Source organism: Streptomyces sp. SAS_281 (assembly GCF_052542855.1).
The window spans coordinates 26,218-38,125 of record NZ_JBMNDO010000078.1; the positions used below are offsets into that span (position 1 = coordinate 26,218).

The window sequence follows — 11,908 nt, forward strand, 5'->3', positions numbered from 1 at the left end:
CGCCGTCAGGAACGACAGTACGGGCCGATTAGGACAGAACAGGTCCTATACGCGAGCTCAACGCCGCCTGACCTTCAGGGCGTTGTCCGTACGGGTGGTGGGGTTGCCGTCCGGGTCGTTCTGGACGCGTTCGTGCTCGTCGCTGAGCAGCACCTCCCACTCCCCTTCCGGCAGTTCCAGCGAGGCCAGCACCTCGTCCGGGGTCGGCAGCTCCATGTCGGCGTGGTGGTGGTCCCAGGACGGGAAGCCCGCGTGCCCCACGATCAGCAGCACCCCGCCCGGGGCTACCGCACGGGCCGCCCGGCGCAGGATGCGTTCGCGGGGCAGATCGCCCATGGAGTGCAGGAACTGCGCCGAGACCAGGTCGTACTCCCCTTCGGGGAACGTCACGCCCAAGTCGTGGAACCGCCAGTCCACCCGGTCGGCGACCCCGGCCTCCGCCGCGTGCTCGGCGGCCCGGGCGAGCGCCACGCGCGAGATGTCCGTCGCGGTGACCTGCCAGCCCCGGCCCGCCAGCCAGACCGCGTCCGCGCCCTCCCCGCAGCCCAGGTCCAGCGCCCGGCCCGGCGCCAGGCCCTCGACCTCGCGGACGAGCACGGTGTTGGGCTTCCCGCTCCAGATGCGGTGGCTCTCGCGGTAGCGGTTGTCCCACATCTCCGCGTCGGAGGGCGCGTTGCGGGCCTCCACCGCGCGCCTGGTGTCCTCCGTGATGAGGTCCCCGTTGATGGCCGCGCCCGCCTTGAGCCCGGCCGCCGCCGCGCCGATCACCTGGTCCATGAGACCGGTGACATTGCCGGCGACCCACACCCCGGTCGCCGCCGTGGCGCCGGTCGGGTCCGCCTCGATGTACGAGCCGACGGTGTGCCCGCCCATCTCCAGCGGTACGGGCCGCAGCCCCAGGCTCTCCAGTACGCCGGAGCGCGCCGTGAACCTCGGCTGGACGACGACGGCCGCCCGCTCGACCACCCGGCCGCCCGCGAGCCGTACGCCGGTCAGCCGGTCGTCGCTCACTTCGAGCCCGGCGACCTCGCCGTCCACGACCGCGATGCCGCGCGCCGCCAGCTGCTCGTACTCCTCCTCGGAGGGCTCGGGGCCCTGGTGCAGGAAGAGCGTGACGTCCTCGCTCCACTGCCGCCACATCAAAGCCTGGTGCACGGCCATGGCACTGACGGCGATGACACCGATCGCCGCGTCGCGCACCTCCCAGCCGTGGCAGTACGGGCAGTGCAGCACCTCGTGCCCCCACCGCTCGGCCAGGCCCGGGACGGGCGGCAGCTCGTCCACCAGCCCCGTCGTGACCAGCAGCCGCCGCGCCGTGACGGCCGTCCCGTCCCCGCGTACGACCCGGAACCCGGCGTTCTCCGGCAGCCGCTCGGCCGCGGTCACCTCGCCCGTGACGACCTCCACCCCGTACCCGGCGACCTCGTCCCGGCCGATCGCCAGCAGTTCGCCGGGCGGGGTGCCCTCGCGGCCCAGGTAGTTGTGCACGTGCGACGCGGGCGCGTTGCGCGGGCTGCCGGAATCGATCACGAGCACGGAGCGCCGCGCCCGCCCGAGGGCCAGCGCCCCGCTCAGCCCGGCGGCCCCGCCGCCGATCACCACTACGTCGTACATCTGCGTGTTGTCGCTCATGCGAACCTCCTCCATCTACGGAAGATGGTGCGCGCCGCCCCCCGCCCCGGCAAACATCCTTGCCGGTGCGGCAAAAACAGCCCGGACACTACGACTGGGGCGAGTCGGGCGGCAGCCAAGGCGGCGACTGCGTCGAGGCCGCCGCGCACCCCGCCGCCGCGCACATCCGGGACTCCCAGGTGACCGACGGCCCCGTGCTCACCGTCCCGCCTTCCTCCGGGCGAACGTCTCACGCCTCGTCGCCGTGAGGTACACGCGACGGGCGGGTATCTCGTCCTCGTACGCCTCGCGAACCGTGCAGTCGTCGGTGCCGAAGCCCGCCTCGTCGGCCGCCCTGCGGAGCTCGTACGCGGTGTGCTCCGCCCAGTACACCCGGAGTTCGCTGCCCAGCGGGTCGTCGATGACACCGTCCCCCGTACCCTCCTTCGCCACGATCAGGAGCTGACCGCCGGGGCGTATCGCGGCGGCCCAGGACGCCATCGTGCCGGGCAGCCGGCGTCTGGGCTGGTCGTGGAGCGAGTAGTACGCGACGAGGCCGTCCAGCGGGCCGCCCGTGATCGCGCCCTGGTCCATGACGGCGAATCGGCACCCGGGCTGTTCCCGGCGTGCGAGCGCGACGCAGCGGGGCGAGAGGTCGATGCCCAGCGTGTCGAGACCGTAGGCCGCGAGGAGGGCCGTGACGTGGCCGCAGGGCCCGCAGCCCGCGTCGTACACCCGGCCGCCCCCCCCGACCCGCTCCGCGAACGCGCGCAGCACCTCCAGGTCGTACGGTTTCGCCTCCAACTCGTACCGGAAGAGCTGGAGGTAGTGCTCCGCGCGGGCGTCCCACGTGCGGACGACGTCGGCGGAGCTGCCGGGTGCGGGCGACGGTACGGGCGCGTCGGTCATCTGCGTAATTCAGGGCCTCACAGCCCCGCGCGCAGGGCGTTCACGCGGGCCGCCGCCGCGTCGAAGGCCGCCGGGTCCAGGGAGTCGCCCAGGGCGTCGGCCAGGGCGGCCACCGCCTCGTCGCCCTGGGAGACACTGCGCGCCGAGCAGAGCAGCAGGTCCATCCCGGCGGCGGCGGCCTTCACGGCGCGCTGCGACGTACTGCCGTAGGACGAGAGCGCACCGGCCTCCAGCGCGTCGGTGACGGTGACGCCCTTGAAGCCGAGGCGGTTGCGCAGCTCGCCGACGACGGTCGGGGAGAGACCGGCGGGGCGGGCGGAGTCCAGGCCCGTGTAGACCGCCCAGGAGAGCATGACGAGCTTGACGCCCGCCGCGATCGCGTCCCGGTACGGGGCCTCGTCCACGCTGCGGAGAGTGGTGGCGGAGGTGGAGATCGTCACGGACCGCAGGTCGGTGTTCTGGCTCGCCGTCGCCGGGCCCAGGCCCGGGAAGTGCTTGGCGGTCGCGGCGACGCCCTCACGCTGCTGGGCGGTGATGAAGTCCGCCCCGCAACTGGCCACCGCGGCGGCCGACTTGCTGTACGAGCGCTCGTACTGGTCGGTGAAGTCGCCGTCCTTGCGGTAGACGTCGAGGACCGGGGCCAGGTTGACGTTCATGCCGACGCCCGCGAGGTTGAGGCCCGCGCCGCTGCCGGTGAAGTCGGCCCAGTAGTGCGGATCGGCGGAGGCGCCGACGTCCTTGGCGGACTTGACGGGCTCCCCCGGCAGGCGGCGGATCAGGCCGCCCTCCTGGTCGGTCATGAGGAGCAGCGGCGCCTGGACGGGTGACGAGGCGCGGGCCGCGTTCATCGAGCGGATCACGCCCTCGATCTGCGTCAGGTTCTGGATGTTCTCGCCGAAGAAGATGACACCCGCCGTGTGGCCCTGCTCGATGGACGTCATCAGGGACGCGGGGGGCGTGAGGCCCGGGTAGGAGTGGATGACGCGCTGCCCGGCGCGCTGGAGGGGCGACAGGGCGGAGAAGCGGGGGCGCGTGCTCTCCGGCGGCCGGAGGGCCGCCTCCGCCGCTCCGGCCGCCGGGCCCAGACCTCCGGCGAGGGCCGCGGCCCCGGCGATCAGGGCGCCGCGCCTGCTCAGGGGTGGGGTCATGAGGTGCTCCTTCGTGAACGGTCGTGGGGGCGGGCGGGGGCCGGAGCGGCCTGACCCGGCCGCTCCGGCGCGTGCACCTATACGTTTACGTTCACGGCGTGTTGTTCGCCAGGGCGAGGAGGCGGGAGCGGTCGCCGCCGAAGCGGTCCCGGTCCACGTTGCCGGAGACGCCGCTCACCGAGCCGGTGGAGCTGTACTGCCAGACGGTGTAGTAGGGGAAGCCCGACGGGATGCTGGGAGTGCCGGTGGTCCAGTGCGCGACCCACAGCGGGCTGCGGGCGGACATGCCGCTCCAGCCGCCGGTGCAGGTGTTCCACCAGCTCGGGCTGGTGTAGATCACGACGTCGCGGCCGGTGCGGGCCTTGTACCGGTTGTAGAAGTCGAGGATCCACTGCTGCATGGACGCCTGCGAGTAGCCGTAGCAGGTGCCCTCGATGTCCAGCACGCCCGGGAGCGTGAGGTTGTCGCGGGACCAGGCGCCGCCGTTGCTCGCGAAGAAGTCGGCCTGGGCCGCGCCGCCGGAGACGTCCGGGCGGGCGTAGTGGTAGGCGCCCCGGATGACGCCCGCGTTGTAGGCGTTCAGGTAGTTGGCGCTGAACGTCGGGTCCTTGTACGTCAGCCCCTCGGTGGCCTTCATCCAGGCGAACTCGATGCCCGCGCCGCGCACGGAGCTCCAGTTGATGCCGCCCTGCCAGCTGGAGACGTCGATGCCCTCGGGGGTCGCCTTGAGGCCGGCGTCCGGCTGTGCGCCGAGGTCCAGTTGGCGGGCGTCCGGCTTGAAGCCCTTGCTGTCCTGGACGTAGCCGACGCCCATGTAGCCCTTGCCGAGCGGGACGGGGTTGTCGTGGCGGGGCGCCGACGAGGCGGTGCCGGACATCAGGCCGAGCAGCAGCGCCGCGCTCGTACCGAGGACACCGGCCGCGGTGAGTCTCTTGCGAGTGGTCATGAGGAGCCTCCTGCTGGTGGGGGGAACGGCCGTCGTCCGGCCGCTCGGGCAGCACGCTTCACGCATGGATCCACGCGACGCTTCACGCATGGATCTACGCGCGTCTACTTGTCGCGAACACGACACAGTGAGCCACAGAAGCCGCCCTCCGGTAAATGGTTTCCACTCCTCGTTAGTGGTCTAGACCCATCACCGTCCGCGTGAGCTGGGCGAACGGCCGCGGTCCGGCAGAACTTTCCGCACGGCGTCGCCACTCGATCGGGTGGACGTTCCCTCCCAAAGGCATGATTCACGGGCAATTGACGTTGGCGAGCGCGATCATGCCTCGGTGATCTCTACCAACCGGACGGTCCGCCGTCCCAAGTCCCCTGTGCTGGCCGGGTTCGGCGGCGTTCTCGCCCTGCTGAGCCTGGTCCCGGCGCTCCCCGCGACCGCCGCCGCTCCCGCGCGCGACAGCGCCGTCCGCTCCACCGCCTACGCGGCGCCGCGCCCGGTGACGCCCGCCGAACGCCGTACCGCCGCCTACCTGGACGCGCTGCGGGACCGGCCCGCGCGGCTGCGGGCGTTCTTCAAGGAGCTGCCCAAGGGCGGTGACCTGCACAACCACCTCTCCGGCGCGGTGACCACCGAATACCTGCTCCAGCTCGCGATCGAGCAGGGGCTCTGCATCGACGCGACGATGACCGCCGTGGCCTCGCCGTGCGCCCCGGGCAGCCGGCCCGCCGCCGACGCGCGCACCGACGCCGCGTTCCGGCAGCAGATCATCCGGGCCTGGTCGATGCAGGACTTCCCGGCCGACGAGTCCGGGCACGACCACTTCTTCGACACCTTCGGCAAGTTCGGCATGGCCACCTGGTACGCCCGGGGCAAGATGCTCGCCAACGTCGCCGACACCGTGGTCAAGCAGAACCAGTTCTACCTGGAGACGATGGTCAGCCCGGCCTCCGAGAGCGCCAAGAAGCTGGCCGACGCGGTGGGTTACGACGCCGACCTCGCCGCGTTCCACCGCAAGCTGGCCGCCGGCGGCAAGCTGGACAAGGTCATCGACGAGGCGGTCCAGGAGGCCGACGACACCGACGTCCAGTTCCGCGAGGCCGCGCACTGCGACACCCCGCGCCCCGCCCCCGCCTGCAAGCTGCCGGTCCGGTGGATCTCGCAGGTCTCCCGGGGCAGCTCCCCGGCCCGCGTCTTCACGCAGATGGTGGTCGGCATGCGGCTGGCCGAGCGCGACCCGAGGTTCGTCGCGGTCAACCTCGTACAGCCGGAGGACTGGGACAGCTCGCTGGAGAACTACAGCCTCCAGATGCGGATGCTGAAGTACCTGCGCGGCCAGTACCCGGGCGCCCACCTCACCCTGCACGCCGGTGAGCTGGCGCCGGGCCTGGTCAAGCCGGAGGACCTGACCTTCCACATCAACGAGGCGGTGCGGGTCGCCGGGGCGGAGCGCATCGGCCACGGCGTCGACCTGGTCCACGAGGACGACTGGCGCGCACTGGCCCGCACCATGGCGCGGCGGCACGTGGCCGTCGAGGTGCCGTTCTCCAGCAACAAGCAGATCCTCGGCATCGCGGGCGACGACCACCCGTTCAACGCGTACCGCCGCTACGGCGTGCCGATCGTGCTCTCCACGGACGACCCGGGCGTCTCCCGGATCGACATCAGCCACGAGTACCAGTACGCCTCGAAGACGTACCGCCTCTCGTACACCGAGCTGAAGGACCTGGCCCGCGCCTCGCTGGAGTACGCCTTCCGCGACGGCCGCAGCCTGTGGGCCACCGGCTCCGCGCCCTCCGGCTACCGCGTGGTGGCGGCCTGCCGGGCCGACCGCCCCGGTGACGGCCGCCCGAGCGCGCGCTGCGCGGACTACCTCGCGGGCAGCCCGAAGGCGGCGACCGAGTGGCGCCAGGAGGCGGCCTTCGCCGCGTTCGAGCGCGCGCACGGCGGGCGCGGCTGAGCCTGCGGGGCAGCCGTCCCACCACGTCCGGGCCGCGGGGGCCGTCCCCCGCGGCCCGGACCCGCGTCCGGTGCCCGCCTCAGGGGCGCGCGCCCGGGTCGACGGCGATCTCCACGTTCTGGGGCGCGTCGCGGGGGAAGGTCCAGACGCGGCCGGCGGTGCTGACCGCGGTCACCGCCGCGTCGTCCAGGGTGACGTGGTGGAACGGGTCGGACCAGCGGGAGACGGCGAGCCATTCGAGGGTGCTCTCCTCGTCGTCCCGCATCAACGCGACCCAGCCGATGGAGCCGTGGTGGGCGGACTCGCCCGCCGAGGCCCGGCTTCCCCCGTGGACGTGGGTGGCGCGGGTGGATTCGACCTCCACCCAGTCGTCCGTGCTCCACTCGGTGGCCCGCAGGATCTCCAGCCAGTGCCAGCTCTCGGCCCACGGATCGCCGGGCCGGTCGGGCGGCTGCGCCCGCAGGAGATCCATCACGCGCAGGGAGCCGTCGGCGAACACGATGAAGTCGCCGTCGGGCGCTTCCCGGTCGCGCCAGCGGCGGTGCACCAGCCGGGCCATGGGCCCCGCAACCGAATCGCTCATGCGCTCGATTCTGGCACGGGGTGCCCGGCCCTCCGCGTCAGAACCCGCCGCCGAAGTCCCCGCCGCCGCCGAAACCGCCGCCGTCGCCGCCGAAGCCTCCCCCGTCTCCGAAACCGCCGCCGCCGAAGCCGGACGAGTCGAAGTCGGTGCCGGAGAAGTCGCCGCCGGAGAAGTCACCGCCCCCGCCGTAGTCGCCGCCCCCGTAGTCCGCCGCGTACGCCGGGGTGGCGAGCATCGAGCCGAGCATGGTCCCGACCAGGAGGCCCGGCAGCAGCCCGCCGCCGAAGTAGCCGCCCGCCCACGGGCCGTAGGCCGGGCCCGCCTCCCAGTACGGGCGGCGGGTGCCGTCGCCCACCTCGACCGTGCGGCTCATCGGGTCCTCGCCCTCGTTCAGCCGGACCTCGTCCGCCGCGCACACCGGGACCTCCCGGACGCTGCCGCCCGCGGGGGCCCAGCGGACGTCCGCGACCGAGGGTCCGTGGCGCGGGTCGAAGAAGCAGGGCGGGCGGCGGGTCGGCAGTTCGCGGCCGGAGCGACGGGCGTCGAGCGCGGCCAGGGAGTACCGCCCGTCCTCCAGGGCCTGGGTCACCCCGCGCACGTCCGAGGGGTGTTCCGCGCCGGCCATCCGGGACTTCGCGCTCTCGTAGGAGTCGAGGGCGCGTTCGTAGTCGGCGCGCATCGCGTCGTCCGCGCCGGGCTCCGCCGGGTGGAAGTCGAGCCGTTCCAGGGTCTCCCCGTACGCCGTGATGTCCTCGTCCACGACCACCCGCAGCCTGTCGAGGGCGACCCGCTCCTCTTCCTCCTTGCGCCTGCGGTTGCGGCGTACGACCGTGTACGCGGCGGCCCCGCCGAGGACGACCACGGCCCCGGTCACGGCCAGGCCGACGTAGGCCGAGCCGCCGTTCGACGCGGAGTGGTCGCCGCCGCGCCAGGAGGCGGGGGCGCTGCCCCGGGCCTGTTCGAGGGCGCGGTCCACGAAGGTGTTGAGCTGGGTCGCCGCGTCGGTGTCCGCGCCGGGGGTCTTCACGGCCGCGGTGAGGTTGATGACGGCGTTCCGGGACATGACCCGGGGGTCGGCGCCCGCGCTGAAGCCGTCGCCGAGGCGGATCGCGTAGACGCCGGTGATGCCGGTCTCGGCGCGCAGGGTGCGCAGCACGGTGTCCTCGGGGAAGGCGGCGGTGTTCGGCAGCACCGCCACGAAGACCGGTTTATCCGCGTCCTCGATCTTCTTGCTCAGGGCCGCGGCCTGGCTGCGGGAGAGCTGGTCGGACGCGGCCGGGTCGACGTAGACGGGCCCCTTGCGCAGGGCCTGGGCGACGTCGTTCACGGTGGAGGCGCCGGTCGCGGCCGGTGCGGCCGGGGCCGCCGCCGGAGCCAGGAAGAGGGCGAGGGCGGACAGCACGGCCAAGAGCCCCGCCAGGAGCGCCGCCGGGGCCGTCGAGACGAAGAACGGCCTGTTCCGCATACTCCCAAGCTAGCGCACACACGTACGAAACGGGCGGGCGGCCTCCTGGAGACCGCCCGCCCGTCCCGCGTCCTCAGGCGGCCCGGTAGGCGGTCCTGAGCTTCGCCACGGCACCGGTCAGATCACCGGTGAGCAGCAGGTGGTCGGCGTCCGCGAACGGCTTGGACACCTTCTCCGTCAGCTTGCCGCCGGTCTTCTGCTGGACCAGCAGCCGGGCCTGGCCGACGATCTCCCGGCCCACCTCGGTCCGGCCGAGGCCGGCGCGCTCCGCGACCTGTGCGGCCACGCCGAGCAGGGTGAGCGTGACCTCGCCGCCGGCCGGGGGCTTCTTCAGCGTGGTGAGACCCCAGCCGTACGGGAACTGGGGGTCGTACGACGCGTCGCCCACGTTGATCGGGAGCTGCGCCTCGGACTTGGGCCAGGTCACCGGGAGCTGCCCGGTGAAGGCCCGCTTGCCGAAGAGGACGTCGGCGACGCCGTCGCCCTCGGAGCCCGGCAGCCAGGACGCCACCAGCGCGTCGATGCCGTCGAGCTGGTCCCCGATGAGCTGGGGGCGGCCCGAGACGATCAGGACGGCGCACTTCATCGCGGCGCAGACCTTGTCGATCGCGGCGCGGTCGGCGTCGGACAGCTTCAGGTCGTGCCCGTTGCCGACGTCACCGACGCCCTCCGCGTACGGGGTCTCGCCGACGACCACCACACCCACGTCGTAGCCGGCGGTGTCGGCGGAGGCGTCCTTGGAGTACGTGACGGACGCGGCGTCCTTCTTCATGGCGGACAGGATCGTCGTGCCCGGGGTGATGGCGCCGGACGAGCCCTGCCAGCTGACGGTCCAGCCACCGGCCTGGTTGCCGATGTCGTCGGCGTTGGAGCCGGCCACGTACACCTTCTGCGAGGACTTCAGCGGCAGCACGCCGCCGTCGTTCTTCAGCAGCACCTGCGACTTGGCGGCGGCCTCGCGGGCCACTGCCCGGTGCTCCGCCGAACCGATCTTCTCCAGGTTGGCGGTGTCGGCGTACGGCTGCTCGAAGAGGCCCAGCTTGAACTTCTGGGTCAGGATGCGGGCGACCGCGTCGTCGATCCGGGACTGCGGAATGCGGCCCGCGGTGACCTCGTCCTGGAGCGTCTTCGTGAAGTCCTTGTACTCGGTCGGGACCATGATCATGTCGAGCCCGGCGTTGACGGACGTGCGCACGTCGCTCGCGTAGTCACCGGGGAGCTGGTCGATCGCCTTGTAGTCGCTGATGACGAAGCCCTCGAAGCCCATGCGGTCCTTGAGGACACCGTTGATCATCTCGGCGTCGCCGTGCATCTTCACCGGGCCCTGGTCGTCCCCGATGATGTCGAGCGAGGAGTAGGACGGCATGACCGTGCCGACGCCCCGCTCGACCGCGTCCGCGAAGGGCGCGAGGTGGACGGCCTCCAGCTCCTGCCGGGTGACCTTGGTGACGCCCTGGTCGGTCGTGTACGAACCGGTGGTGGACGAGCCGTACTCCGTACCGCCGTCGCCGGCGTAGTGCTTGGCGGTGGCCAGCACCTTGTCGTTGCGGTCCAGGTCCTTGCCGTCGGCCGCGCCCTGCATGCCCTGGATCACGGTCTCCAGGGACTTCACGAGGGCCGGGTCCTCACCGTACGCCTCGTAGGAGCGGCCCCAGCGCTCGTCGCGCGAGACGCAGAGGCAGGGTGCGAAGTCCCACGGGACGCCGGTCGCGCGGACCTCGCTCGCGGTGACGGCACCGGTCCTCTCGGCCAGCTTCGGGTCGCGGGTGGCGCCGAGGCCGACGTTGTGCGGCATGACCGTCGCGCCGACCAGGTTGTTGTGGCCGTGCACCGCGTCCACGCCATAGATCAGCGGGATCTGGAAGCGGGTGGCCTGGGCGCGCAGCTGGTAGCCGTCGATCATCTTCGCCCACGCCTCGGGGGTGTTGGGCGCGGGGACCGAGCCGCCGCCGGAGAGCAGCGAGCCGAGGTCGTAGGTCGCGATGTCGCCCTGCGAGGAGAGCGCGTTGCGCTCGGCCTGGGTCATCTGGCCGGCCTTCTCGGCGGGCGACATCCGGGCGAGCAGGTCGGCGACGCGCTTCTTCACCGGCAGCTTGGGGTTCTGGTACGGCAGCCCGTGGGCGTCGATGACGGCCTGCGGGTTCTCCTTCGGCGGCCGGGCGCCGGTGACCGTCAGCTCCAGCGGGACGGTCTTCGCGGTGGCGGCACCGGGGACCTTCTTCGTCGCGATCTCCACCTGGTGGGTGGTGCCGGACGCGGTGCCCGCGGGGAAGGTGTACGTGCCGCTGACCGGCGTGAAGTCGGTGCCGGACTCGGCCGTGCCGCCCTTCGTCTCGTACGCGACGGTGACGGGCTCCTCCAGCGGGGCGGAACCGGTCGTGGTGAGCGTGAAGCCGAGGGACGCGGACGCGCCCTGCTTCACCGGGACCACCGCCGCCTCGGTGACGACGCTCGCCTTCAGGGCCGCGTCGGCCTTGCCGTACACCTCGACGCCGTCCATGGCGAACTTTCCGGGGGCGCCGGGCGGCAGGGTGAGGGCGTACCCCCACATCTCGTTCAGGCCGAGCACCTGGTCGATGCCGCCGACGGGCTGGTAGTCGCCCCGGTAGGTGAAGTCGGCGAACGGGATCTCGACGAGGTGCCAGCCCTCCCAGTCGTCGGTGAACGAGGTGGTCCACAGCTCGGACGCCTCGCCGTTGGCGCCGCCGTCCTTGATCTCGAAGGCGATCCGCTTGCCCGAACCGGGCGGCAGCGGCGCGGTGTTCTGGCCGTACCACCAGAAGCGGATGCCCTTGTGGGCGGACCAGTCGTGCGGCTGCGCGTCGGCGGCGTAGTCGTGGCTGAAGCCGCCGTAGCCGCTGATGTCGTAGGTGCCTTCGAGGACCTTGGCGCCCTCGGGGGCGTCGGACCGGTCCTTCAGCGCCAGGGTGGGCGGGTCGTCGGCGTCCCCGCCCCAGGTGAAGATGCCCTCGGCCGGCTGGTTGGCGAAGGGCACCTCCCCCTCGAAGCGGTCGACGGCGACCGGTGCCGGTTCGTCGGCGGCCGGTGCCGCCGTGGACGGGACGGCCCCGGCGAGCAGGCCGGCCACCACGGTGGCGGCGGCCAGCACGGCGGTGGCGGGTCTCGCCCGGCGGCGGGTGCGGGGTGGCATGTGTGCGGCTCCTTCGTACGGATTGCTGGTGCGGTGCGTACGGGGGCGGGGGGGGGGGGGGGGGGGGGGGGGGGGGGGGGGGGGGGGGGGGGGGGGGGGGGGGGGGGGGGGGGGGGGGGGGGGGGGGGGGGGGGGGGGGGG

Annotated in this window: 9 protein-coding genes; 2 read left to right on the forward strand and 7 right to left on the reverse strand. The window is 72.9% G+C overall.

From position 1 onward, the window contains the following. Positions 1-57: 57 nt before the first annotated feature. Entirely contained in the window at positions 58-1,632 is a 1,575-nt protein-coding gene (locus tag ACN6LM_RS25755) for an FAD-dependent oxidoreductase (RefSeq protein ID WP_445067768.1), read from the reverse strand. Between the two features lie 65 nt (positions 1,633-1,697). On the opposite strand from ACN6LM_RS25755, the gene ACN6LM_RS25760 reads away from it, so the two are divergent. Further along, a complete protein-coding gene (locus ACN6LM_RS25760; protein ID WP_445067769.1) occupies positions 1,698-1,880 on the forward strand; it encodes a DUF397 domain-containing protein in 183 nt (60 codons plus the stop codon). Here ACN6LM_RS25760 and ACN6LM_RS25765 read toward each other — a convergent pair. The 3 genes from ACN6LM_RS25765 to ACN6LM_RS25775 form a co-directional block, all read right to left on the reverse strand. After that, on the reverse strand, positions 1,831-2,520 hold the full coding sequence (locus ACN6LM_RS25765; protein ID WP_445067770.1) for a class I SAM-dependent methyltransferase: 690 nt from the start codon (positions 2,518-2,520) through the stop codon (positions 1,831-1,833). The genes ACN6LM_RS25760 and ACN6LM_RS25765 overlap by 50 nt on opposite strands. 17 nt (positions 2,521-2,537) lie before the next feature. Continuing rightward, a complete protein-coding gene (locus ACN6LM_RS25770; RefSeq protein WP_445067771.1) occupies positions 2,538-3,668 on the reverse strand; it encodes a glycoside hydrolase family 3 N-terminal domain-containing protein in 1,131 nt (376 codons plus the stop codon). 91 nt (positions 3,669-3,759) lie between these two features. Continuing rightward, a complete protein-coding gene (locus ACN6LM_RS25775) occupies positions 3,760-4,614 on the reverse strand; it encodes a GH25 family lysozyme (protein WP_445067772.1) in 855 nt (284 codons plus the stop codon). Positions 4,615-4,942: 328 nt separating this feature from the next. Between ACN6LM_RS25775 and ACN6LM_RS25780 the strand changes: the two genes are divergently transcribed. Then, positions 4,943-6,568 carry an adenosine deaminase family protein gene (locus ACN6LM_RS25780; protein ID WP_445067773.1) on the forward strand — a complete coding sequence of 542 codons (1,626 nt, stop codon included), beginning with the start codon at positions 4,943-4,945 and terminating at the stop codon, positions 6,566-6,568. A 79-nt stretch (positions 6,569-6,647) separates the two neighbouring features. Here ACN6LM_RS25780 and ACN6LM_RS25785 read toward each other — a convergent pair whose 3' ends face one another. The 3 genes from ACN6LM_RS25785 to ACN6LM_RS25795 form a co-directional block, all read right to left on the reverse strand. After that, positions 6,648-7,151: a hypothetical protein gene (locus ACN6LM_RS25785; protein WP_445067774.1), complete on the reverse strand. Its 504-nt coding sequence runs from the start codon at positions 7,149-7,151 to the stop codon at positions 6,648-6,650. 37 nt (positions 7,152-7,188) lie between these two features. Beyond that, positions 7,189-8,616: a hypothetical protein gene (locus tag ACN6LM_RS25790; RefSeq protein ID WP_445067775.1), complete on the reverse strand. Its 1,428-nt coding sequence runs from the start codon at positions 8,614-8,616 to the stop codon at positions 7,189-7,191. Positions 8,617-8,689: 73 nt separating this feature from the next. Next, on the reverse strand, positions 8,690-11,767 hold the full coding sequence (locus tag ACN6LM_RS25795) for a glycoside hydrolase family 3 protein (RefSeq protein ID WP_445067776.1): 3,078 nt from the start codon (positions 11,765-11,767) through the stop codon (positions 8,690-8,692). Between the last annotated feature and the right edge of the window lie 141 nt (positions 11,768-11,908).